Source organism: Acidobacteriota bacterium (assembly GCA_016713675.1).
In the GTDB taxonomy this organism is placed as follows: domain Bacteria; phylum Acidobacteriota; class Blastocatellia; order Pyrinomonadales; family Pyrinomonadaceae; genus OLB17.
The window spans coordinates 2,097,615-2,121,749 of the sequence record JADJOS010000001.1; the positions used below are offsets into that span (position 1 = coordinate 2,097,615).

Sequence of the window (24,135 nt, forward strand, 5' to 3'; positions counted from 1 at the left end):
AATGCCTGACACCGCATCATTTTATATAGAGATATCGCAGCTCGTCGACGCAGAGTTGGACCGTCTTTTGCCGGCCGCCGAAGTTGAGCCGACGCGGCTTCATGAGGCGATGCGTTGGAGCGTGTTTGCGGGCGGTAAACGGTTTCGGCCGGCACTTGCGATCGCGGTCGGAAGGGCGTTCGGTGTCTCAGATGAGAAGCTGTTGAGTATCGCCGCGGCTATCGAGATGATCCATACATTTTCGCTCATTCATGACGACCTCCCGGCAATGGATGACGACAATATGCGTCGCGGCAAGGAGACATGTCACATCAAATACGACGAGGCGACCGCCATTCTCGCGGGCGATGCACTGCAAACATTGGCGTTCAAGACGATCGCGGAGGATGAGAAATTGCCCGTGGTCATTAGGCTTAGGCTTGTCGTCGGGCTCGCGTCGGCAACCGGTACGCCGGACGGCATGGTCGCCGGACAGCAGTTCGATCTTGAGGCCGAGGGCAGCGGTTAGAACGCCGACATCGAACGCATACACAATCTAAAGACCGGGGCGTTGATCAGTTTTTCGGCTCGTGCCGGTGCGATGATCGCGGCCGCAGATGAATCCAAAATCGAAGTGATCAATGAATTTGCCGACCAGCTCGGGCTGCTGTTTCAGATCACGGACGACCTGTTGGATGTGACCCAAACCAGCGATGTCCTGGGCAAAACAGCAGGTAAAGACGCTGCGGCATCAAAGGCTACATACCCCGGAAAATACGGTTTCGAGGCTGCTTCGCAGATGGCGGCCGATGTCCACAAACGAGCCGTCGCATCACTCGAACCGCTGGGTCCTCGGGCTGATCTGCTCTGCGATATCGCCGGCCACATACTCGATCGGACGAGCTAAGTTCGGAATCCTCAGGCCATTCGGCGTTTTATTTCCACTTGTAAAGATGGCCGAAACGACCACAAAACAAAATCACCTTCTGACGCCGGTATTGATCGCCGCGGCTCTCGTATTCTTGTTTGCGAGTGTGCTCGTAAAGCTCGGCCGCGATTGGTGGTCGGACGAAAATTATTCGCACGGCCTGCTGGTCCCGTTTGTGATCGCCTTTATTATTTGGAGCGAACGTGACCGTTTGCAGCGAGCAATTACGGGGCCTTCGGTGATCTTGGGCGGCGGTTTGGCCGCGGCTGCGATCATGCTGCTGCTGGCCGGAACTGTCGGCGCAGAACTGTTTACTCAGAGGATCGCATTTGTTGCCGCCCTTATCGCTACGGTGGTCTATTTTTGCGGCAGGCGAATTTTGGTGCTGCTTGCGGCTCCGGCGGCATTGCTATTGCTCTCGATACCGATACCTCAGATCATATTCAATCAGATCGCGATACCGCTGCAAATGTGGGCGTCACAGATGGCAGTTTGGGGCATTCGCTTATTCGAAGTGCCGACGCTGAGGAAAGGGAATATCATCGACATCCTTCCGCGTGGGGCGACGCAGACCATCTCGCTCGAGGTCGTCGAGGCCTGCAGCGGGATCAGGTCGCTGATGACCCTGGTCACGCTGGCGTTGATCCTGGGCTACTTCACCCGGACCGATACGGACGGGAAATTGCGGTTCGGGCTGTTCTCGGGCAGAGATGTGGTACGTACCATAATACTGATGGCCGCGGCCGTACCGATCGCGGTCTTGACGAATGCGGCACGCGTTTCGGCTACCGGTATCCTGACCTTCTATTACGGCAAATCGGCATCCGAAGGGACATGGCACGACGCCTCGGGATGGCTGGTTTATATCGTCGCGTTGGCGCTGTTGATCGCCCTTAATTTTGTGGTCACGAGGCTGTTCGGTGATGCGAAGGAGACCGGCGGTATGATCGATCCGCCCGCAGTCATAACAAACAGATCGCGGCCCCTGCCGCTTTTGGTCGTCTTTGTTGTAGGCGGTCTTTTGGTCAATTGGTTCGCTTATCGCAGCGAGTTCGCACCGCCGCGGCAGGCGTTGTCCGAGCTGTCGCAGACGCTCGGCGATTGGCGGCAAAAGGGTGACGAGATCAAGTTCGAGCCCGAGGTCGAGAATTTGCTGAAGACGACCGACTACACGATGCGCGAGTACACACTGGCCGACGGGCGTATCGCGAATATCTACGTTGGTTATTACGCCTCGCAGCGGACCGGTGCGACGTATCACAGCCCGCAGAATTGCCTGCCCGGAGCAGGTTGGGTGCTGAGCGAGCCGCAAAAGGTCGAGGTCAAAATGGCTGACGGCCGCTCGTTCACCGCCAATCGATACACGCTGCGCAACGGTATCTATCATCAGGTGATGCTGTATTGGTACGAGGGCCGCGGCCGGACCGAATCGAGCGAATACTTCGACAAACTCAACACCGTCGTCGACAGCGTCACACGCCGCCGCAGCGACGGAGCAATGGTCCGCGTAATGACCGACGTCGGCCATGAGGAAGAAGCTTCGCTCAAGGCCGTCGCCGATCTCGCAGCAAAACTCGCCGAACAATTACCGCCATTCGTGCCCGAATAAGCGCGTTTTTGGGGGAAGACCAAACGTGTATTTTTCGCCTCAAGTTCAAATTGTGGTACGTACCACAATTTTATCAACAAAATTGATGAAAATGTCGTAAAAATGCGTTCTGCCACAGTTTTTGAGGGGGTTAGCGACAATGTTTTAGGGGGCTAGCGACAATAAAAAACAGGGTCAGCGACAATAAGAAAGACCCCCAGCGACAATCGTAAAACGGGCACAGCAAACTGTCGCTGGCCTTGTCGGAGCCTGAATTGGAGCGAAAAGCGACTTTCTCTGCCTTCCGACAATAATGATCAAACCGACAGATCCGACTGAGTCGGCGATTCCGACAAATTTAGATCTCATCCTACATTTTATCCCCGCAAAATGGACAGATGCCTATGAACCGAACATCGATCCGCAGACGAGAACGGTGAAATCGACCGTTCTGAGTTCGCCGACAAACTCGTTTGGCACGGCAAACGCGAAAATCTGCGATCTGACCGCCGGTCGATGCCCCAAAGAAGCAAGGAATGCATATCGACGGACGATGCCTTTTGAACTACTATTGTCTCCATGAAATTATTCTCGGAGAAAACTCGGATCATCTTGCTTTTGGTCTCGTTAATAGCTGCCGCTTTGCCTGTCACGAGTCAGGAAACGAGCGATCCAAGAGATATACTGACCGTTCTCAAACCCGCGCTCGAGAGCATTCGGGCTGACGAAATATTAGCAAGCGTACGGATACTTGCTTCGAATAGGTTCGAGGGCCGTAATGTTGGGACAACCGGCGAGACACTAACGGTCAATTACCTTGTCAACGAATTCAAACGTGCCGGCCTCAAGCCCGGAAATCCAAATCGATCCTTTATCCAAAGTGTGCCTCTGGTCGGATACCGAACACAGCCGCGGATAGATCTCAAAGCCCATGGAAAGGAGCATGCGCTCAATTTCCCCGACGATTTCGTTCACGAGTTTCCGCGGCTGCTGCCCCGCGTTTCCATCCCGAATGCCGAGGTTGTTTTTGGCGGTTACGGGATCGACGCTCCTGAGTATGGTTGGGACGATTACAAGGGTGTTGACGTTCGGGGCAAACTGGTCATCATCCTTGGCGGCGAACCATCTGCCGCGGACAAGAACGATCCGGCAAAGCAGGACGGCACTTTCTTTAAGGGCGAACTTCGGACGTTCTACTCAACAATGGAGTACAAGAAAGAGCTCGCCACGAATAAGGGAGCGGCTGCTGTACTTTTCATCACCGATCCGGAAAAGTCGCCGAATTATTCGATCTTCAAAACATTTGCCTTGCTCGAAGGATTTGCGTTAGAGCCGAAAATGTCGGCAAAAAGGGCTCTGGCTCTGACCGGGCTTGTTACCATAGGTGCTGCCCGGCGTTTGTTTGCGGCTTCCGGCCTTGACCTTGAAGAATTGCAAAGTTCGGCACAGCTCAAGGGTTTCAAACCGGTTTCGATCGGTGCCCGGGCAAACATCACAACGACAAGCAAATTAAGACGTATCGTTAGCCAAAACGTCGTCGCGCGGATCGAGGGTTCAGACCCTGTGTTGAAAAATGAGTATCTGATCTATACAGCACATTGGGATCATCTCGGGATCGACAAAAGCCGAAAAGGAGATCAAATATTCAACGGGGCGATCGACAACGCCATCGGCACGGCCGAAATGCTGGCGATCGCCCGCGGCATTGCCAAACTCACGCAGGCTCCCAAACGCTCGATACTTTTCATCGCGACCACCGCCGAAGAAAAAGGCTGGCTCGGTTCACGATACTATGTCCAAAATCCGCTGTATCCGCTTGCGAAGACGATCGCCAACATTAATATTGACGGTGGCAATGTCTGGGGCCGGACAAAGGAGGTTAACAGCAGCGGTTATGGGTATTCGACGCTGGATGAGTATTTTGGAAACGCCGCAGAATTGCAGGGTAGAACCTTTCCCAACGAGTCGATGGACAATAACGGATTATATTTCGGTTCGGACAATGTCGAATTTGCGAGAGGCGGGGTTCCTGCATTCTTTGCTTTTGGTGGTTTCGAATATATAGGCCGACCCGCCGACTTTGGCGGGAAGATGTGGAACGATTACGCGGACCATGATTACCATCGGGTTTCCGATGAAGTGGGGCCCGAATGGGATCTATCCGGTGCTGCCGACGATGCCGGGTGGCTGCTGATCGCCGGATACAATATTGCCCAAGCTGAAAAACGGCCCGAATGGAAGGCTGGAAGCGAATTCAAGGCAATGATCGAGCGATCGCCGAAATAGAAACAAATCCTTCAAAAGTATCAGGAGATACTAAATCTCCTGCCAAAATACGACCGAGCCGAGCCTGTCGTTTACCGATCCGTTGCGGGCCGGAACTGATGACCGCGCTCTTGGAATTGGTGACCTGCGTCACTGAATACGACTGAGCGAGGTATAGTCTCGAATTAGGATCATAATCGCCGTGGTCTGTGGTCTATTTGGATCTCGGCAAATCGTGCACTACTTCGCGGCACGAAGCAGCGTTTCCCATACACCTTTTGCCCGGAACGGAGCGAAATCGGGTGGAGGTGTGAACGCCATGTTAAGTCCTAATACTTCGTCAAGATCCCGCATCAGCCGGATCATAATTTACGCAATAGTCACGTCAACAATTCTCCTTATGGCCGCCGAGCGTTCGAACTCTGCGGCCTTTCCGTTTTTGGACTCAGTACGGGAATTGATCGGCCGCGATACGGTGCCGCCGAATGCACCTGGTCCGCAGGCAACGTGGGATGCGTTTGTCGTTGACACATTTACGGATCTTGGGGCAGCGAATGCACCGTTCGTAACTTATCAACTGAGCGTGAGCAAGTCGGGCACAGGCGGCGGGACCGTGACGGCCGATGTCGGAGCGATAAATTGCGGAGCAAATTGTACGGCGACCTACGACGAGGGACAAATGGTTGCCATTACGGCAACGCCAGACAGCACTTCGCAATTTGCCGGCTGGACCGGTGCTTGCGCCGGGACCTTGCCAACCTGCATTGTGACGATGTCACAGAACCTCAGCGTAAACGCGAATTTCACCAGGAACCAGTATCTGCTAACCGTTTCGAAGACCGGAACGGGAACCGGAACGGTCACCAGCTCGCCGTCGGGGATCGCCTGCGGAGCAAACTGCTCTGCGACCTATACGGCGCTGACAAGCGTTACGCTTACGGCGGCTGCCGATAGCACATCGGTCTTTATGGGCTGGAGCGGCGGGGGCTGCTCGGGAACCGGAACTTGCATCGTGTCAATGACCACGGCGATCACGGTAACGGCCCAGTTTGAGCTAATCGTCGCACCATCGGTAACGACCAATGCCGCTACTTCAGTGACAGGCTCGACAGCCACGTTGAACGGTGTGGCGGACCCGAACGGAGCTAGCACGCTCGGTTGGTTCCGCTACAGTGCGGCCAGCCCCAGCACGTGCAACGATAGCTTCGGCACGCGTGTTCCGGCGAGCAGCGGCGTAGCTCTGGGATCGGGCACATCGCCGCAGAGTTTCTCTCAGACCATAACGGGCCTCGCGGCAGGTTCGACCTATTATTTTTGTGCAATGGCTTTTAATGCCGAAGGAATGGGGTTCGGGTCTGTTCTCTCATTTACGACACCTTCTCCGCCGACGGTCACTACATCGCCGGCCAACAGCATCCTGATCACGTCGGCGACATTGAACGGTGTCGCAAACCCGAACGGCGCAAGTACGACCGGGTGGTTTAGGTACAGCACGATCAGCCCCGGGACGTGCAACGACAGCTTTGGCACACGGGCACCGTCGAGCGGCGGCTCGGCTCTCGGTGCGGGCACAACGCCCCAGAATTACGCTCAGGCCATTTCGGGACTGGTCACAGGTACGACCTATTATTTCTGTGCCATTGCCAGTAATGCCGAAGGGGTATCATTTGGCTCGGTACTCTCATTTACGACCTTGGCACCGCCGACGGTCACCACTTCGGCGGCGACGAGTGTTGGCAGTACTACGGCGACCTTAAATGGTAACGCTAACCCGAACGGACTGAGTACGACCGGCTGGTTCCGCTATGCGAGCACGAATCCGGGCATCTGCAACGACAGCTTCGGCACGCGGGCACCGACAAGCGGCGGATCGGCCCTCGGTTCGGGCACATCGCCGCAGAACTTCGCCCAGGCCTTATCAGGCCTTGTGACAGGTACGACCTACTATTTCTGTGCGATCGCCTCTAATGCCGCAGGCACGTCATTCGGAACTCTGCTCTCATTTACGACACCTGCTCCGCCGACGGTCACGACCAACGCCGCGACGAATATCACATCAGGCGGGGCTACCTTGAACGGTGCGGCAAATCCGAATCGCGATCCAGCGTTCGGATATTTTCGTTACAGCCTATCCGATCCTGGAACCTGCAATGATACTTTGGCATACGGGCACCACTCTCAAGTATTTCCGATATCGATATCGGCTCAGGAGCCGCCACAGTGCCGTACTCTTCGTTGGTCAGCGGTTTGACCGCAGGCTCAACTTATTACTACTGTGCGATCGCGCGGAACTCGTTAGGTACGAGATTTGGCACGATACTTTCGTTCAGTACGCCGGCGGCGGCACCGGTCGCTACGACCAATGCGGCAAGTTCTATTTCAGGCACGACCGCAACCTTGAACGCATCGGCAAATCCGGGCGGAGCTGCGACGACCGGCTGGTTCCGCTACAGCACCGTAAGCCCAGGCACGTGCAATGACACCTTCGGCACGCGGGCACCGACAAGCGGCGGATCGGTGCTGGTTCCGGCTCAACACCGGTCGCGTATTTGCAGGCGATATCCGGGCCCTCGACGGGGACGACATACTATTTCTGTGCGATCGCTCTACCAACACGGTCGGCACATCGTTAGGGTTCGATACTCTCATTTACGACTCCGGCTCCGCCTACAGTTAGTACCCTCGCCGCGTCGAGTATTACATCCAGCTTGGCTGACTTGAACGGGCTGCCAATCCGAATCTCGACGCTGCTTTCGGATATTTTAGATACAGCACTTCCGATCCGGGAACGTGCAATGACACGTTCGGCACACGAGAACCAAATTCGAGCATAATGGATGTGTATATGGGGTCAGGCGGTTCGACCGTGGGATATTCGTTCACGATCGTCGGGTTGTCCCCGGCAACAACGTATTACTTCTGTGCGATCGCGAGGAACTCGTTAGGTACAAGAGGCACTGCGTTAGGTGCTTTCGTTCAGTACGCCGGCGAATGCACCGGCCGTGACGACGCTTGACGCGACTGCGATGACGGCCACGACGGCAACATTGAACGGTTCGGCAAATCCGGGCGGCGGGGCCACGACGGCGTGGTTCCGATACAGCACGATCAGCCCGGGCACGTGCAACGACACCTTTGGCATACGGGCACCGACAAGCGGCGGAGCGACGCTTGGTTCCGGCACGACGCCGGTCTCCTATTCGCAAGCGATCACCGGCCTGACGAGCGAGACGATCTACTATTACTGTGCGATCGCGACCAACACAGAGGGCACCTCGTTCGGATCTGTGCTTTCATTCACGACCGCCGCACCGATCTGCGTTCCCGCACCAAGCGGGATGGTGTCAATGTGGGCCGGCGAAAACAACACGTTAGACCGACTGGGAAGAAATAACGCAGCATTGATGAATAGTGCGACCTATGCTCCGGGACTTGTGGGTCAGGCATTTAGTTTTGACGGGTCGATGATTATATTGCCGACTCGGCGTCTCTCAGTCTGACCAGCGGATTAACGTTGGAGGCGTGGGTAAAGCAGCGAACCGTGGGGTACGGTACGATCTTTTCAAAGGCGGACTACAACGGTTCGGAACCGATATCCTCATACGGTTTACAAATCGCCGGAGTATTGATCTGGCTCTATCGGGACATATGGCGGATAATTGTCGACCGGCCGAACTCGCACCGTGGACAGTGGAACCACATCGCGTTGACATGGGACGGTACATACGGACCAGCCGACAACGTCAAATTGTATGTAAACGGATCGCTTGCTCAGAGCTGGACCAAATCCGGTGTGCCTCTCAATGTGACGACCCAGACGCTGACGATCGGCTCCATGAAGCCGCCAACATATTGGGCCCCGTGGGCAATCTCCAACTACATCAAATGGCTTGTGCCGGGGGGGGGGGGGTCTAGATCGGCGTTCCGGTTTTCTGGGGCGGTCGCGGGACAGTGGTGACCACCGGTTTCGATCACTAGTGCGATCCGGATGATCTACAGGCCATGGATCCGTCAAGGCGGAATCTCAAAGATTGGCGGCCACCGCGGCAACAATGGATATCAATTGGTGATAACCGGCCCCGCCCCCCCCCCCCGCCCGCTCCACCCCGGGGGGGGGGGGGGGGGCCCCACCCCCCGCCCGCGGGGGGGGGGGGCCGGGGCCCGGGGGGGGGGAGGGGGCTTTTTTCTGTCCGCACCATAATGCTCTAAGGTGATCGCCAAAGGGGTTCCATAAACGTCGGCCCGAAAACGGTTGCTGATTCAATCTCTACGCTACGGATCAGCGATGACGACAATGGAAACGCCCGTTTTCTGGGATCGATCGACGAGCCTATGGTCTTTGACCGGGCTTTGACCCTGGCCGAGATTCAAGCGGTCGTCAATGCTGGGAGTTCGGGTATATGCAAGCCGACAGCAGCCGCACCGCCGAGTGGCCTTGTCGCATGGTGGGGCGGCGACGGTGACGCCCGCGACCAGACGCAATACGATCACGACGGCGTGCAGGCTTATGGCCCCTTCTACTCCGTCGCCAAGGTCGGTCAGGCGTTTAACTTTGACGGCGTAGCTGGCCACTATGTTGAGGTGGCGGGCAACGGAGCGCCGTTCGATCCGGGCACGGCCGAATTTTCGGTGGATCTTTGGATGAGATCGAGAAATTCCGGAGCCAATACGTATCTTGTCGGCAAATCGCTCCCGGATAGCGGCGAGGGTTGGGACATACGTCTGAATGACAACATGATCAGGCTCGTCGGGGTAAACGGTTGGGGTTTCAATCTCGATTCCGACGCCTCGGTCACGCCAAATACTTGGCACCATATCGCGATGTCATCGACGACGTCCCAGGTCAGCCTTTACATTGACGGCGTCCTCAAGGGCACGTGTCCGCGCAGCTCAATTATTGCGACGGCAAATCCGCTGCGATTTGGCCACACGACAAATTACGGAGGCCCGGCGTTTGACGGCCAGATGGACGAGATAGACTTTTTCAACCGTGCAATAGCGCCGGCTGAGGTCACGAGTATCTACAATGCCGGACTCGCCGGAAAACTGCGAACGGAGTATACGCCGGCAAATACACTTGCGGAACCACGCGGCACGACACGGCAAAGGACATTTGATGTGCCGGGAATTCAGTTGGGCGATGCAACGTTGACGCTTCCGGTGATCCTGACCGACGGTGTGACGCAGCAGATCCCGTTGGACCCGGCGAAACTTCCGCCGCTGCCAATGGGTGCGACGCCCACGAATCTGACCTACGATATTGCCACTTCGGCAATATGGAGCGGCGATCCGTCGATATGTTTTAACCTGCCGGCACTTTCGTCCGTTTATAGAAATCTGCGCATTCTGCATCTTGAAAACGGAATTTGGGTCAACCGGACACAGGTCCCGGGAGTGAACCCGATCCTCTGCACCTACGGCCTCACGAGTTTGTCGCCGTTCACCATCGCCGACTTTGGCCCGACCGCAGCCAGCGTATCGATATCGGGAAGGGTCTTGACCAACAATGGAAGCGGTGTGCTGAACGCGATCGTCCAACTGACCGATCAATTTGGCGGCACACGGACGGCCCGGACCGGTACGTTCGGTTACTACCGTTTTGACGAGGTGCCGGTCGGCGAAAATTACGTCATCAGCGTCGCCTCAAAGCGGTTCGTGTTCGTGCCGCGAACGATAATGGTCATGGACGAACTGGACAACGTCGATCTGGTGGCCGAGCCGGAAATGCTCGAATGAGAATTCAGCCTCAGAAACGCCGGTTTGACCGGCGTTTCTGCGCGCAATGGCTCGTTAGCTAACTTGGGGAATGTGTGGTCGAGCACATACAGACGCGGTGCAATACGGTATTACTTATGGTGAATCAGTGTGTCGGGAAGCAGCGAATTTGCTTAGGAGAGTGAGATCATGAGTTTTATTAAAATATCAATAACAATATTAGCGATCAGTATGTTTTTGTCGGCTTGCACATCCAGCCAGCCGCAGCAGACGGTGAGTACTGATCCGATCATAAATAACGTTCCGCAAAACGGTGACCTCGATGATTATTGGGCTAAGGACAATCTCGATCTGCAAAGGGTCGGGAATTTGTTTGAGCGTTCGAACAGCCCGGAGGAGTTTGAATCGTACCTCAATGCGAACGACGGCATAAATAACCTCGATCTGAACGGTGACGGCTATGTCGATTACATCGGTGTGCAGGAATATCAGGACCGTGACGACAATTCACGCGGCTTGTCTCTGTTCAGCCGTTTCGGCCCCGATCTGATACAAGAGATCGCACAGATCGTGCTTTATCGCGACAGTCCAAATTGGTCCGGTGCCCGTGTCCTTGTAAGGGGCAATGATCAGATCTACGGCGACAACAATTACTACGAAACGAACTGGGCTGACCGCACGATCGGGTTGGTCTCGATGCTGTTCGGCAACCGAACGGAGTCTTATCGATCACCGTATTACTATGGCAATTATCCGCCGCAGTATCAGACATATCAGGTGGTCGATACGCCGTATTACCGCACTCGAATCGAGCGGCTCTATCCTCAGCCGATATTTGTTTACACGGCAAATCCGGTTTGGATCAGCAAGATCAAGATCAAATCGCCGAACAACGGCCTGCATCTCGGCCAGATCAAGGCCAGATTGGTAAAACCGACAAAAGAGCAGGAGGAATTTTACAAGGTCAATCCGCGCGTTGTAAAAGCCGTCAAGGCCGATAAAGATGACAATTCCGACAAGAAAGATAAGGGCGGAAAAGATGATGATAAAGGCATAAAGCCCGATAACGATCAAAAGGCCGATCCGTCAAAGAACGACCGTAAGAACGAGACCCCGGGCATCAATCCGAACCAGCCGTCGAAGCCGGGAAAGCCCGACCGGCCGGACTCGAAGCCGGTCAAGCAGGACAAGGACGGAAAGGATAACGGAAAACCAAACGACGGCGGCAAGGGCAAAGGCAAGCCGTAATACCTCTGCGGTCAAGATCATTTGACGAAAGACTCCGCTTCGGCGGAGTTTTTTTGTGTCTGCATTCAATAAAACTCCAAAAAATCTGAAATCAGCACTCGATTGGGCGTTTTTCTCAAATGCCGATAAAAGTTCGGGATTCCCCGGCTTTTAAGTTATTGAAATCATTGTTGTTTACGTTTGCTGCGGGATTTGCCTCACGCAATGAACAAACATCGCGGAATTTTTCGAATGTAGTTTGCCTGCCCCGGTGAATTTGCGATCGGACGGTTCGACGGACGCGAGATGATCGAAAAATATGATCTACCGAGAGTGCCCCAAATCTATTACGCGTATTGCGCGTGTCTTCCTTTTAATCACGATAGGATCATTGTTGTTCGCCTGCGGCGGTTCCACCGCCAAGTTTCTGGCAAAGGGCGAAGAGTATCTGGCGAAACGTAAGTTTCACGATGCTCTGATGCAGTTCCGCTCGGCTGCCGAATCGGACAGCGACTCGGCAAAGGCGCATTGGGGATTGGCACGTGCGTATGAGAACCTCGGTCAATTCAACGAAGCCCTCGACGAACTGCGAAAGGCCGTAGACCTCGATGGGACCAACCTCGAAGCGAAATCAAAATTAGGCAACTATTATCTGCTCATCCGGCCGCCGCTTATCACCGAAGCCGAAGATCTGCAGAAAGCTGTCGTGGAGGCAGATCCGAGCTTTGTCGAAGGCCATATTCTGAAGGCCTCGATACTTGCTACGCAGAACCGGCCCGAAAACGAAGTGGTCGCTAAGGTCAACGAGGCGATCGAGATCGATCCGCGTCGAATTGAGACCTACTTGAGCCTCTCGCGATATTACGTTTCGCGTGAAAAGGTTCCCGAAGCCGAAGCGGCTATTCGAAAAGGCATTGAGATGAATCCGAACGGTGCGATCGGCTATGTCGAATACGGACGGTTCCTGACCTACGCGAATCGAAACACCGAGGCGGAAGCTCAGTTTACAAAGGCGATAGCCGCCGAACAAGGAAATATCGAGGCTCACGAGGCGATCGCGGATTTCTTTGTGGCGACCAAACAGAACGAGAAGGCAGAAGCGGAATTCAAGAACCTTGTCACAATTCAGGAAAACAGCCCCGAAAGCCGTCTGGTCTTAGCCGATTTTTACGCGACGACAAGCCGTCAGAGCGAGGCGATCGAGGTTCTGACCGCGATCGTTGCTGACGCCCCGGATTACGTTCGTGCCCGATATCGCTTGGGCCAGATCTATCTTGACCAGAAAGACACTGCCAAGGTAACCGAGCAGCTCGAGGCGTTGTTCAAGATCAATGACAGCGATATCGAGGCTCTGATGCTGCGGGCACGGATGTACCTGCAGGAAAGCAAAGCGGACCTGGCGGTCAAAGATCTCGAAGACATTCTCAAAAAACAGCCGAGCCAGCGTGACGCCCTTTACTACATTTCCCAAGCGAAAATCGCGATCGGACAGATCGATCAGGCGCGTGCCTTCATCGCCGATATCGAACGCTATCATCCAAAATATCTGCGGGTTGGCCTGTTGAAGATCCAGGCCGCATTCTCAGCCGGCGAACCGGAAAACGCGCTGAAGCAGGCAAATGAACTGTTATCGAAGGTAAATGCCGCCACCCCGGACGCTTACAACGGCGTCAATGCACTGCACGATCTGCAGATCAAAGGACTGACATCGCGAGGCCTCGCATTTCTCGAACTCGGAAAACTCATTGACGCGCACGTCGATCTCGAACGCGTACTTGCGATGACGCCGGCATCTTCGTCAGCAATGGTCAATCTTGCCAAGGTCTGTACGGCTCGACGCGACGGGGCGAAGGCGCTCGAGTATTACGAAAAGGCACTTGTCGCAGACGCTGCGAATTTTGACGCGATGAGCGGGATCGTGACGATCTCGATCCAAATGAAACGCACCGATCAGGCACACGCAAAACTCGGTGAACTGATCACCCGCAACGCCGGCCGCGGCGATGTGCTGGCTGCATTGCATTATCTCAATTCGCAGGTTTTCGCCGCAGAAAAGAACGCGGCGTCTCAGGAAAGTGAATTGATGCAGGCGATGTCGCTCGATCCGAATTATCTGCCGGCATACTCGTCGTTCGCGGCGTTGCTGGTCGGACGTAACCAAACAGGCGAAGCGATCGCACAATATCAGAAAGTCGTTGCAATGAAGCCGTCGGCGCCTGTTTATACCCTGCTCGGCATTCTCGAAGATTCGCGAAGTAACACTGCCGAGGCTGAAAAGCACTACCGCCAGGCACTCGACATCGCACCTGATTCGCCGATCGCCGCCAACAATCTGGCGTGGCTGATCGCCGAGAACGGCGGGAATCTCGATGAAGCGTTGCAGCTCGCGTCTGCGGCGGTTGCAAAAGATCAGACGGTGGCCGGTTTCTATGACACGCTCGGTTGGGTCTATCTGAAAAAGGGATTGTATTCGCCGGCCGTTGAGCAGCTTCGCAAGGCGATCGCACTTGACGAAAGATCGGGGCGGCCCGAAACCGCCGGTTACCGCGTCAGGCTGGCAACAGCATTATCGATGGCAGGTGATAAGGCATCGGCACGCCGCGAGGTCGAAACCTCGCTTAGGTCTGCGAACGAACTCAGCCAGCAGGAAGTGGCAGATGCAAAGAGAGTTTTGGCGAGCCTATAGACCATGATGATCTTATTTGGATTTGAAATTGCGGATGTCGCCGACTGGCCCTTGTTGGCCGGAATATCGGAATCGGCCGGAGTGCTGGTCGTCGGCGTCAGCCTCATTTCCATCGCCGGGATCATGCGTTGGGCCCTGGGCCGGCGAAACGAGGAAAAGCATTACGCGGACGATAGCGATTAGCATCACCGAGATCTTTGATTAAGGGTAGAAACGATGAACGTTGAATTTAGACAAAGAACGGCCGGCGAACTGATCGGCATACTGAAGCGGCAGAAATGGATGATCATCCTACCGATCATCACGTTTACGGCGGCCATCGGCTATGTCGTTTACAAGCTGCCCGCGATCTACGAATCGACTTCACTGTTGACGGTCAAACCACCGACCATCTCGTCGAACCTTGTCGCATCGCTCACCAACGAAGACCTTTCGCAGCGTCTGCAGACTATAAACCAGGAAGTGCTGAGCCGTTCGTCGCTCGAGCCGATGGTTCAGAAATATGACCTGTACAAGGCCGAACGCCAATCGGGAATGCCGATGGAACTCGTCATTGAGAAGATGTATAAGAATATCAAGGTCGATCTCGAGGACTCGGGCAGTGAAAAGATCGCTGCGTTTCGCATCAGATATCGCGACCGCGACCCACAAGCGACGCGAAATGTGACTGCCGAACTCGCAAGCAAATACGTCAACGCACAGGTACAAACACAGACAGAGATAGCTGAATCGACCAAGGACCTGTTCGAGCGGCAGCTTGCCGAAAAGAAGACGGCCATGGACGAACTGGAACGCCAGCGTCTCGAGATCATGACGCAGAATGTCGCGACACTTCCGGAATCGGAACAGGGATTGGTCGCACAGCTCGGGGGCTTGCGGGACCGCGAAGCGAACATCATGAAGGAAAAAGAATCGCTCATGAACGAACGCGGACGTTTAAGCGATTCGATCGGTGCAAACAACCGTCAGATGTCGTTGATCGAGGATTTTGGGCAAAAAGAAACACAGGACACTGTCCGATCGATAGCCGATCCTGAGAGTTCGCCGGCGTACGGAGAATTGATCAAACGCCGTGCCGATCTAAATGCTCAGCTCGACAATCTGCTTAAAGTTTACAAAGAAAAGCACCCCGCAGTGGTCGCAAAACAGAGCGAGATCGCTCGTGTGAACGAAGAATTTGAAGGGCTGAGAAAAAATGCTGACAAACGTGTCGCTACGGCAACTCAGTCAAGCGGACGAAAGGCGGAACTCCAGAAACGGTCACTCGAACTGGAAAATCAGCGGATCCAGGCTCAGATCGGCCAGATCGAATCGCAGCTTGCGGCCAAGGATAACGAGATCAGACAGAACGCAGCGGCTGTCATTGCTCTTGAGACACGCATAAATGCGGTACCGGGCGTAAAGGTAGCACTCGAGGGCGTCACTGCCCAGTATCAATCGGCAAAGCAGACTTATGACGAGATCCTGAAGAAAAAGAACGAGGCCGAAACCGTTGTCGGTGTCGAAACGAATGCCCAGGGCGAGACGATCCGTGTGCAGGACCCTGCAAATGTCCCGCAATCGCCGGTCGCACCGAAACGATTCTTGCTGACGCTGGTCGGTTCCGGTGTCGGGTTGTTGATCGGTTTGATACTTGCGGCATTTTCCGAAGTTCCGCGATTTTTCAAGATCCAGAGTATCGAGGATGCCAAGCATTACACCGGTCTGCCGGTTCTTGCATCGGTTCCGCCGCTGCTTTCGAAAGCGGAGAAACAATGGATCAAGCGTTCGGGCTGGCTGAAACTTACGGCGGCTGCAATAGCTGCGGTAGGCGTCATTCCCGTGATCATTTTGATCCTGCAGGCAACGAGGTTATTCGACAGGTTGGTCGGTTAAAAGTCGGGTGAGAACTCTGTGGTTATTTCACGCTTAAAGGCGTAACTCTGAACAAAGAGGTAATTATGTTATGTATAAAGAATTTTTTGGCTTAGATGATTTTCCGTTCACACTGACGCCGGATCCGCGGTTTATCGTGTTCACGCCGAGCTACAACGAAGTTCTGGCGAGCCTTTATTACGGGCTTGAAAATGCCAAGGGCCTGATCGTGCTGACCGGCGAGGTCGGAACAGGCAAGACCACGGCTCTGAGATGGATACTTAGACGCCTCGATTCGTCAGTGCTCGCGGCGTATGTTTTCAATCCTCGGCTTTCGGTCGAGGAATTCTACCACCACGTCACGCAGATGCTCGGCATCAAGGACTGGACGAATAAATCCGAGCTGCTCAACACAATGGGCAAGGTCCTCGAAGAACGCCATCGCCGAGGCCTCAGGACCGTGATCATCATCGACGAGGCCCACGAACTTTCAGATTATGTACTCGAAGAGATCCGCCTGCTGCTCAATTTCGAGTCGGACAATGCCAAACATCTCCAGATCGTCCTGACCGGCCAGCAGGAACTCCGCGACAAGCTGAATCAGGCAAATCTTCGTCAGCTCAAACAGCGCGTTGCTCTGCGGTGCAATATGCACTCGTTCCCGAATGTCGAGGAGGTCGAACGTTACATTACCGAACGTCTGCTGATCGCAGGTTCGGGTCAGCCGAAGATCTTTTCGGCCGAGGCGATCGATTATATCTACCGCTGCTCGGAGGGAATACCGCGCAACATCAACAATCTCTGCGACAACGCAATGCTCACGGCGTATGCCGCCGGTGAACGTATGATCGGCCGCAGTGTGATCGAGGAAGTCGCTGAAAATCTCGACCTCATTCCGCCTATGGAAAAACGCGAACAGGCTGCTCCGATGTCTGATTTCAAGGCTCCGGGCGTACTGACGGCCGAAGCACGCGAAGAGCTGTGGAACAACAGCCAGCGTTCGTACCCCAACGGGAATGGCAACGGGAATGGCAACGGGAATGGAAATGGCCATTCGAACGGTCAGGCGAAGCCAAGCGAATTCAAATTCGACGACATCGACGATGACATACATCTCGAGATCGGTGAATTGGGCGGATTTTACTAAGAATGTCGGTTTTCGGTCTTGGGACTTTGGTCTTCGATCAAGACCAAAGACCGAAGACCAAAGGCCAAAGACCTAAGACTTAAAGAAAGCCATGAGCATCTTACAAGCATTACAAAAGAAAAGATCTGAGCAACCGAATGGTGAGGGTACAGCGACGGTTGTGCCATTCAACGGTGACGTTCGACGGGCATATGTACCGGCGGACCTTGTCGCACCTGAATTCGCCATCGGTACTCCAGTATCGACGTTCAATGGGCAGCCGGAATCTAACTTCGGGACGGCACTCCCTGATTTGGAAACGGGCATAACTGCCGGGGCAAATTTGAACGTCGACAGCCCAACGCGCTCGGTCGTCAAGCCGCTGCCTGACTTTGTCAGCTGGCAGGTTGACCCCGAGCGCGTTGAGCCTCGCCTCGTGGCGATCACTCAGCCGAATTCATCGTATTGCGAGGAATATAGATCTCTGCGAACGCACGTCCTGCACAAAGGACAGCGAAACGATCTCAAGACCATCGTCGTCGCCAGCGTCAATCCCAGCGAAGGTAAATCGGTGACGTCGATCAATCTCTCGTGGCTGCTCGCACAGACCGATGGCGTGCGGGCCTTGATCATCGACAGTGATCTGCGTATGCCGAGCCTTGCCGATTATATGGGTATCGAGACCGACCGAGGTTTGTCGGATGTGCTTGCCGGAACAGCGACGCTCAAGGAATCGATCATCAGGCTTGAGCCTTCAGGACTACATCTTTTGCCGGGCGGCGAAGCCCGCCAGGATGTGGCCGAGCTGATCTCGGGGCCGAAATTCAAAGAAATATTGCGCGAAGCTCGCGAAATGTTTGATTACGTGATCATCGACGCACCGCCACTCGGCATCTTTACCGATGCGACCGTGCTGATCAATCACGCTGACGGAGCGATTCTAGTGGTGCGGGCAAACCGCACAAAATACGGAGCCCTCGAACGCATTCTCGAACCTTTGCCCAAGGATCGGATGCTCGGAGTCGTTCTCAATCAGAGCGAAGACGTGATGGACGAATCGCATTATAACTACGGTTATTACAACTACAAACGTTTGAATGAACAGGTCGGTCCGTAAACGACAGAAATGGGTGCCTCACGGTTTAGTCCGAGAAAATTTTGGCTGATCACAGCCGACGCCGCGATCATATATGGCGGCGTCATTCTCGCGCTTTATTTGCGGCTTGGCATCGATGGTTCGGTAAACGAATTGAGTGAACGGAACGGCTGGGTCAAGATCGGCCTCGCGACCTCGGTCTGCCTGTTAAACCTCTATTTCTACGACCTTTACGACTACATTGTGATGACCAACCGCCGGGAGCTGCTGTTGCGGCTGGTGCAGGCGTTGGGCATTGCGTGGGCTTTGCTCGCGTTATTGTTCTATTTTGCTCCGCCGCTGATGATCGGCCGCGGTGTGTCGATCATTTCGGTTCCGCTGGTCCTGGCTCTATTGCTTGGCTGGCGGATCGCGATCCACAGTCTGACGGGCCATCCGGAGATCGGCGAAAAGATACTCGTCGTCGGCACGGGCAAGACCGCTCTCGACACTGCCGAAGCTGTCTGGGATCGACGCGATGCCGGATACCGCATCGTCGGATTTATCTCAGAGAACGGTGCAAAACCGATGGAGAAGCTCGGGAAGTCGGTAATTCTCGGAAAAGGCCCCGATCTCGAATCCGTCATCATCAACGAAAAGATCGATCGCGTCGTGATCGCCGTTCGCGAACGCCGCGGTGCCTTTCCGACGGAAGCTCTGCTCAGGATGAGCCTTGCGGGAGATGTTTCTATTGAAGAATGTACGTCATTCTTCGAACGCATCACGGGCAAGGTCCACGTTGATATGCTGCGGCCTTCGTGGCTGATATTTGCAGGCCGGCGGCGGGATTCACGCGTCAAGGCGGTTTTTCGCGAGATGATGCATCGGCTGTTGGCTCTCGTTGGACTGATCGTTTCGTTTCCGGTCGGCGTATTGACGGCAATACTGATAAAACTCGAGTCTCGCGGACCGGTCTTTTACAAACAGGAACGCGTCGGCAAGAACGGCCACATTTTTAATGTGATCAAATTCCGCTCGATGCGGACGGATGCCGAATCGGACGGAAAGCCCGTATGGGCAGTAGATAACGACGACCGGACGACGCGTGTCGGAAAGGTAATACGCAAGATCCGCGTCGATGAGATACCGCAGTTCGGGAATATTCTGAAGGGCGAGATGAACTTTGTCGGTCCGCGGCCTGAGCGTCCGCATTTCGTCAAGCAGCTCGCGACCGAGATCTCGTTCTATGAACATCGTCACTTGGTCGCACCCGGCCTGACGGGCTGGGCACAGATCAAATATCCGTACGGAGCCTCGGTCGCCGACGCGATACAAAAGCTGCAGTACGACCTGTATTACATCAAGAATCAAAGCCTGACACTGGATCTGGTCATCGTTTTTGAGACGGTGAAAACAGTGCTGTTCGGTAAAGGCGGCCGGTAACACGCCGCGTCAAAAAAATGGATTTTTCGCACTAATGTGCGTTTTATTAGCGGACGGAGAAATTGATATGAAAGTAGTTAGATCGATAGTAAATATTTCATTGCTGCTGGCCGTGGCCGCGGCGGCGGTCCTCGCCCAGGATACGGCGAATTTCGCAAAGAACGATACGGCGAAATCCGACCCGATGGTCATCGCGACGCCGACGCCCGGAACAGCCGCAGTATCTGAGGACGATCCGGCGGTCGATTCGCCTGAAGCGAAGGAAGTTTACAATTACTACAACAACTATCTAAAAGAATATCGGCTCGGTCCGAACGATGTGATCACGGTCGAAGTTTTCGGCCAGTGCCCGGACTATTGCAAAATCGGCGTCACTGTGCCGCCGACCGCCCGCATATCATATCCGTTGATCCGCGAAGGTGTGCTTGTTGCCGGCAAAACTGTCGAGCAGGTCGCCGCCGAGATCACCAAAAAGCTGGACGAATATATCATCGACCCGAAAGTTTCGGTCACGCTCGATAAAGCGATGTCGATCCGCTATAGCGTGATGGGCAAGGTCACGACGCCCGGCGTTCGCATCATGGACCGCAAGATCAGCGTATACGAAGCCGTCATCGACGCCGGCGGCGTTGCCAAGGGCGGGGACAGGAAAAAGACCGTCATCGTCAGCTACACACCGCAGGGCAAGCTCAGCCGACGCGTTGTCAGCCTCGCGGATATGGAAAGCGGCAAGGCGGAAATGGTATTTCTAAATCCGGGCGATCAGGTCTTCGTGCCAGGCAAGGGATTCAGCTTCGAAAAGGTCCTGGAATATATCGGTCGAGCGAGTTCGGTGAGAATGCTGTTCGGCAGCCCGTTCTAACAGTTGTCAGTGGTCAGTGGTCAGAAAGAGAATGAGAAAGTCGTTCAAATTTTTAGTGTTCGTGGTTCTCGTGCTTTGCTTTCAGACGGTGAATGCCGATTGGGTGAAGCAGCGGACGAACAGCTTTGCTTGGCTGCGGGACATTCAGTTCGTCTCGGAAAGTACAGGCTGGATTGTCGGTACGGACGGCGTTATCTTGTCGACGACCGACGGCGGCACGACTTGGGCACAAGTGCCAAAGTTTACGACCGATACGTTTCGCCAGGTCCATTTCACCGACGAGGATAACGGTTGGATCTTGTGCGAACGCAACGTCTTCACACGCGGCCAGAACGCGACATCATACCTTAGAAAGACCTCCGACGGAGGCAGAACGTGGGAACGCATAGAATTTGAGGATGCAGGACGCCAACGTGTTACCAAGCTGCTTTTCAACTCGAAAGGCTGGGGCACCGCGTTTGGCGAAGGCGGCATCTTCTTCAAACTGCAGGAAGACGGCAAGACCTGGAAAGCGAGCAAATCGGCGATCCATTTCCTGCTGCTCGACGGTGCCTACGGCAGCGGTTCGAACGGCGTCATCGTCGGTGCCGGCGGGACGATATTGTTCACGGAAGACAACGGCCTGATGTGGGACAAGGCAACGCTGATCGGCAATAACGATTCGAAGTTCAACTCGATCTTTTTCGAGGGCGACAAACTCGGATGGGCGGTCGGCAACGGCGGCGCGATCGTCGCGACGACCGGCGGCGGACGCCTGTGGCGTGTGCAGGAATCCGGCGTCGAAGCCAATCTGAACGACGTATTCTTCAGCAATTCACGCGAAGGATGGGCAGTCGGAGACGACGGAACGATCATTAGGACCCGCAACGGCGGAATTCAGTGGGACGACGTCAATTCCCGCGTCAAACACCGGCTCGAAAAGGTCTATTTCTACGGCAGCAAAGGCTGGATCGTAGGATTTGGCGGAACTATCCTGTCGTACAGCGACAACGGTACGAATACGACCGACGCAAAACCGACCATGCAGCCTCGGAATTGATCCATTCCGTGGTCATCCGGTCAGATCAGATAGTGAAGAACGCGGCAACGGCCGCGTTTTTTCTATGCCCGATGCCGGAGCAATTGACAGGCAATCGGGATTATCATATAGCCGTTCGTGCAAATAGGTCGTCGATCGGTTCTCATGAGGAAAAGAAGAGTTTATGGCAGGTATCTCGTCAAGAAGCTGGGTCTTGTTTGGTTTTACCATTTCGCTGATCTCGGTAGTGATCAGTGTGTTTGTGTTGTCGAGCGTAAATGACAGGCTCAAGGACACTGAGGCTGAGCTGACAAGACTTACGACCGCTCTCACTACTCAGGCGACTGAGATGAAGCGGGCGGATGTCATTTACGGGCAGTTCATAATGCTCAATAACCTCTCCAGAATGTCCACCGGCGAAGCGGCAAAGGCGGCGAACGAAGATTCTATCTATCTGCTTCAGTCGTACCTCGATCGAATGCTGTTTGCGATAAACGACCTGTCAGCGGTGGATGTCATCAAAGCGACCAGTGAGCGTGATGCTGTTGCACTCGAATTTTTGACCAGATTAAAAAAAGCTCGTGACGAAGGGAACGCAGCGGAGGTTGACCGGATCCAAAAGGAGGCCGACACGGTAATTTCCCAAATGTCCAAACCAACGACCGAGCTCGGAAGACTGATCCAAAGGTCGGCCGACGTCGCCGACCCCGCATCGATGTCGGAACTGAGCACTGACGAGATCATGAACGAGCTCAGTCCGTACCTGAAGGAACTGAACGATCAGTTCATCGCCAACCAGCAAGCCAAAGAATCTCGGATCAAGGAATTGGAGAAAAAGAAAGATGACCTCACATGGTGGGCCAGCATCATGACGTATCTCGCCGTCGCGTTGCAGATGTTCGGCCTGATGGCCGTTATGTCCAAGGACCTAGCAACTGATTCTGAGACACGCCGCGACCGGGCAGAGAATGAGGCCAGGAAGGCAGAGGAAGAGGCCAGACTTGCATTTGCCGAAATGAAAGAAGCCGTCCAAGACACCCAAGAGGCGAAGGACGACCTCCTCGAAGCCCGCCAAGAGGCTTATCAGGCCCGCCAGGAAGCCGCAGCCCTCGAGCAAAAGGCCGTCGAAGCCCGCGACCTGTTGGCTGAACTCGAAGATGATGTCGGAGCGGCCCTCGACGAGGCCGATAAGTACAAGCAGTAGTAGTGCCGCTGAGGCCGCTGAGCGGAAACTACGGGGCCGAACTTGACTAGGGCCCGTGATTTTCGTACGATTACGGTTCGCTCATTTTTTGGAAATGAGCGCGTTTTTTTGAAAATTCATCGGGTACGCGTGCAATAAAAGTTATTATTCATAGATCTCGGGCACGTACGTCAATTGGTAGACAGCCTCCCTTACAAGGAGGAAGTTAGGGGTTCGAGTCCCTTCGTGCCCACCACTCTTGCGGAGTCGTAGTTCAGTTGGTTAGAACGCCAGCCTGTCACGTTGGAGGTCGCGGGTTCGAGCCCCGTCGGCTCCGCCATTTAATTCAAGCGATTTCGCCGAAAAAGGCATAAAAAGCGCACAAATAAGAAACGAGGCAAGAACGATATGTTCTTGCCTCGTTTCTTGTGCTGTCTGAGGATCGCCGCTTATTCAGCCGGTTGCCCCGATCATTTTACAGGGTTTGCGGCCTTGAGGTTGGAGACGAGTTCTACGATGACCGGTTTCATGACCTTGTCGAACATCCTCTCGTCGTCCACGCCGCCGCCAAAGCCGCCGACAGATACTTTCACAGATGACTCCTCAGCTCTGGCCTGGTCCGCCCAAACGACTTCGCCGGTTGACGTATCGATCAGCCGTGAGGTTAACGCCGCTACAAACTTACGTTTTCCGGCAGAGGTGCCCGGCAGATTCCCGATCCCGGAACCCTTTTCTGAACCCGTTTCGTTAACTCCATATTCGGTAACCGCACCCGTTAGCAGGTACCTGACTCCAAGAGCTTTACCAACCCTGACAGCCATTTTCTTATCCAATTCGCCGCTTAAGGTGAGATTTCTCGCCTGCATGATCTCCTCGAGCTGTTCGCGGTCTATGACCGTGAACTTGCCAGACTTGACCAACTCTGTGATAAAAACATCCTGGGCTGCCTCGGCTCCGCCGTGGTACCACCACTGATTGTCCGCCTTATTCTTAAACTCGATAACCGCTAGTTTCGGTTTTGTCTGTCCCGACGCGGTCCCGATACTGACCAATAAAAAAATTGCCAATCCGCATAATGTGAAACCTAACGACCTGAAATGCTGCATTTGTATTCTCCTATTTTTGCACTGCTTCAGTTTTGTTAAGAAATGATCTTTTGAATCCGAAAGACCAGAAATATTAACAT

At 54.5% G+C, this 24,135-nt stretch carries 19 protein-coding genes, 2 tRNA genes and 1 pseudogene; 20 read left to right on the top strand and 2 right to left on the bottom strand.

The features are described from left to right. The first annotated feature begins 1 nt into the window (after nucleotide 1). From IPK01_09615 to IPK01_09635, 5 genes and pseudogenes are all read left to right on the top strand, one after another. Nucleotides 2-886: pseudogene (locus tag IPK01_09615) on the top strand (polyprenyl synthetase family protein). Next, on the top strand, nucleotides 789-2,516 hold the full coding sequence (gene epsI, locus IPK01_09620) for an EpsI family protein (protein ID MBK7933741.1): 1,728 nt from the start codon (nucleotides 789-791) through the stop codon (nucleotides 2,514-2,516). The pseudogene IPK01_09615 and the gene epsI overlap by 98 nt, the downstream one beginning before the upstream one ends. Before the next feature lie 292 nt (nucleotides 2,517-2,808). After that, nucleotides 2,809-3,078, top strand: a complete 270-nt coding sequence (locus IPK01_09625) for a hypothetical protein (GenBank protein MBK7933742.1) — start codon at nucleotides 2,809-2,811, stop codon at nucleotides 3,076-3,078. Beyond that, on the top strand, nucleotides 3,075-4,781 hold the full coding sequence (locus IPK01_09630) for a M28 family peptidase (protein MBK7933743.1): 1,707 nt from the start codon (nucleotides 3,075-3,077) through the stop codon (nucleotides 4,779-4,781). Before IPK01_09625 ends, IPK01_09630 begins: the two co-directional genes overlap by 4 nt. Nucleotides 4,782-5,079: 298 nt before the next feature. Further along, entirely contained in the window at nucleotides 5,080-7,011 is a 1,932-nt protein-coding gene (locus IPK01_09635) for a hypothetical protein (GenBank protein ID MBK7933744.1), read from the top strand. Between the two features lie 446 nt (nucleotides 7,012-7,457). Here IPK01_09635 and IPK01_09640 read toward each other — a convergent pair whose 3' ends face one another. After that, nucleotides 7,458-7,643 (bottom strand): hypothetical protein, encoded by a 186-nt coding sequence (locus IPK01_09640; protein MBK7933745.1) that lies wholly within the window; start codon nucleotides 7,641-7,643, stop codon nucleotides 7,458-7,460. Nucleotides 7,644-7,726: 83 nt separating this feature from the next. Here IPK01_09640 and IPK01_09645 point away from each other — a divergent pair, with 83 nt between their 5' ends. The 15 genes from IPK01_09645 to IPK01_09715 all read left to right on the top strand — a co-directional run bounded on the left by IPK01_09645 (nucleotide 7,727) and on the right by IPK01_09715 (nucleotide 23,289). Beyond that, nucleotides 7,727-8,260, top strand: coding sequence for a hypothetical protein (locus IPK01_09645; GenBank protein MBK7933746.1), 534 nt, complete (start codon nucleotides 7,727-7,729; stop codon nucleotides 8,258-8,260). Next, complete coding sequence (locus IPK01_09650) at nucleotides 8,233-8,718, top strand: hypothetical protein (GenBank protein ID MBK7933747.1); 486 nt, start codon at nucleotides 8,233-8,235, stop codon at nucleotides 8,716-8,718. Before IPK01_09645 ends, IPK01_09650 begins: the two co-directional genes overlap by 28 nt. Nucleotides 8,719-9,092: 374 nt before the next feature. Beyond that, nucleotides 9,093-10,496 carry a carboxypeptidase regulatory-like domain-containing protein gene (locus IPK01_09655; protein MBK7933748.1) on the top strand — a complete coding sequence of 468 codons (1,404 nt, stop codon included), beginning with the start codon at nucleotides 9,093-9,095 and terminating at the stop codon, nucleotides 10,494-10,496. 168 nt (nucleotides 10,497-10,664) lie between these two features. Continuing rightward, nucleotides 10,665-11,723 (top strand): hypothetical protein, encoded by a 1,059-nt coding sequence (locus IPK01_09660; GenBank protein MBK7933749.1) that lies wholly within the window; start codon nucleotides 10,665-10,667, stop codon nucleotides 11,721-11,723. Between the two features lie 370 nt (nucleotides 11,724-12,093). Next, on the top strand, nucleotides 12,094-14,388 hold the full coding sequence (locus IPK01_09665) for a tetratricopeptide repeat protein (GenBank protein ID MBK7933750.1): 2,295 nt from the start codon (nucleotides 12,094-12,096) through the stop codon (nucleotides 14,386-14,388). 3 nt (nucleotides 14,389-14,391) lie between these two features. Further along, the gene (locus IPK01_09670; GenBank protein MBK7933751.1) at nucleotides 14,392-14,571 is read left to right on the top strand and encodes a hypothetical protein; all 180 of its coding nucleotides are present in this window, start codon (nucleotides 14,392-14,394) and stop codon (nucleotides 14,569-14,571) included. Nucleotides 14,572-14,604: 33 nt separating this feature from the next. Then, complete coding sequence (locus IPK01_09675; protein MBK7933752.1) at nucleotides 14,605-16,263, top strand: hypothetical protein; 1,659 nt, start codon at nucleotides 14,605-14,607, stop codon at nucleotides 16,261-16,263. Between the two features lie 70 nt (nucleotides 16,264-16,333). After that, nucleotides 16,334-17,389 carry an AAA family ATPase gene (locus IPK01_09680; protein MBK7933753.1) on the top strand — a complete coding sequence of 352 codons (1,056 nt, stop codon included), beginning with the start codon at nucleotides 16,334-16,336 and terminating at the stop codon, nucleotides 17,387-17,389. A gap of 91 nt (nucleotides 17,390-17,480) precedes the next feature. Then, nucleotides 17,481-18,485, top strand: a complete 1,005-nt coding sequence (locus IPK01_09685) for a CpsD/CapB family tyrosine-protein kinase (protein ID MBK7933754.1) — start codon at nucleotides 17,481-17,483, stop codon at nucleotides 18,483-18,485. A 9-nt stretch (nucleotides 18,486-18,494) separates the two neighbouring features. Continuing rightward, nucleotides 18,495-19,886 carry a TIGR03013 family PEP-CTERM/XrtA system glycosyltransferase gene (locus IPK01_09690; protein MBK7933755.1) on the top strand — a complete coding sequence of 464 codons (1,392 nt, stop codon included), beginning with the start codon at nucleotides 18,495-18,497 and terminating at the stop codon, nucleotides 19,884-19,886. 67 nt (nucleotides 19,887-19,953) lie between these two features. After that, complete coding sequence (locus IPK01_09695) at nucleotides 19,954-20,748, top strand: polysaccharide export protein (protein ID MBK7933756.1); 795 nt, start codon at nucleotides 19,954-19,956, stop codon at nucleotides 20,746-20,748. 31 nt (nucleotides 20,749-20,779) lie between these two features. Beyond that, a complete protein-coding gene (locus tag IPK01_09700; GenBank protein MBK7933757.1) occupies nucleotides 20,780-21,787 on the top strand; it encodes a hypothetical protein in 1,008 nt (335 codons plus the stop codon). Between the two features lie 163 nt (nucleotides 21,788-21,950). Further along, nucleotides 21,951-22,970: a hypothetical protein gene (locus IPK01_09705; GenBank protein ID MBK7933758.1), complete on the top strand. Its 1,020-nt coding sequence runs from the start codon at nucleotides 21,951-21,953 to the stop codon at nucleotides 22,968-22,970. Between the two features lie 159 nt (nucleotides 22,971-23,129). Continuing rightward, a tRNA-Val gene (locus IPK01_09710) sits at nucleotides 23,130-23,205 on the top strand. 7 nt (nucleotides 23,206-23,212) lie between these two features. Next, nucleotides 23,213-23,289 (top strand) — tRNA-Asp (locus tag IPK01_09715). A gap of 130 nt (nucleotides 23,290-23,419) precedes the next feature. Here IPK01_09715 and IPK01_09720 read toward each other — a convergent pair. Next, on the bottom strand, nucleotides 23,420-24,055 hold the full coding sequence (locus IPK01_09720) for a hypothetical protein (protein ID MBK7933759.1): 636 nt from the start codon (nucleotides 24,053-24,055) through the stop codon (nucleotides 23,420-23,422). Nucleotides 24,056-24,135 lie beyond the last annotated feature (80 nt).

Coding starts and splice junctions, on each gene's coding strand:
- epsI (MBK7933741.1), top strand. CDS start 789: ATGTCCACAAACGAGCCGTCGCATCACTCGAACCGCTGGGTCCTCGGG.
- IPK01_09625 (MBK7933742.1), top strand. CDS start 2,809: ATGATCAAACCGACAGATCCGACTGAGTCGGCGATTCCGACAAATTTA.
- IPK01_09630 (MBK7933743.1), top strand. CDS start 3,075: ATGAAATTATTCTCGGAGAAAACTCGGATCATCTTGCTTTTGGTCTCG.
- IPK01_09635 (MBK7933744.1), top strand. CDS start 5,080: ATGTTAAGTCCTAATACTTCGTCAAGATCCCGCATCAGCCGGATCATA.
- IPK01_09655 (MBK7933748.1), top strand. CDS start 9,093: ATGGTCTTTGACCGGGCTTTGACCCTGGCCGAGATTCAAGCGGTCGTC.
- IPK01_09660 (MBK7933749.1), top strand. CDS start 10,665: ATGAGTTTTATTAAAATATCAATAACAATATTAGCGATCAGTATGTTT.
- IPK01_09670 (MBK7933751.1), top strand. CDS start 14,392: ATGATGATCTTATTTGGATTTGAAATTGCGGATGTCGCCGACTGGCCC.
- IPK01_09675 (MBK7933752.1), top strand. CDS start 14,605: ATGAACGTTGAATTTAGACAAAGAACGGCCGGCGAACTGATCGGCATA.
- IPK01_09680 (MBK7933753.1), top strand. CDS start 16,334: ATGTATAAAGAATTTTTTGGCTTAGATGATTTTCCGTTCACACTGACG.
- IPK01_09685 (MBK7933754.1), top strand. CDS start 17,481: ATGAGCATCTTACAAGCATTACAAAAGAAAAGATCTGAGCAACCGAAT.
- IPK01_09690 (MBK7933755.1), top strand. CDS start 18,495: ATGGGTGCCTCACGGTTTAGTCCGAGAAAATTTTGGCTGATCACAGCC.
- IPK01_09695 (MBK7933756.1), top strand. CDS start 19,954: ATGAAAGTAGTTAGATCGATAGTAAATATTTCATTGCTGCTGGCCGTG.
- IPK01_09700 (MBK7933757.1), top strand. CDS start 20,780: ATGAGAAAGTCGTTCAAATTTTTAGTGTTCGTGGTTCTCGTGCTTTGC.
- IPK01_09705 (MBK7933758.1), top strand. CDS start 21,951: ATGGCAGGTATCTCGTCAAGAAGCTGGGTCTTGTTTGGTTTTACCATT.
- IPK01_09720 (MBK7933759.1), bottom strand. CDS start 24,055: ATGCAGCATTTCAGGTCGTTAGGTTTCACATTATGCGGATTGGCAATT.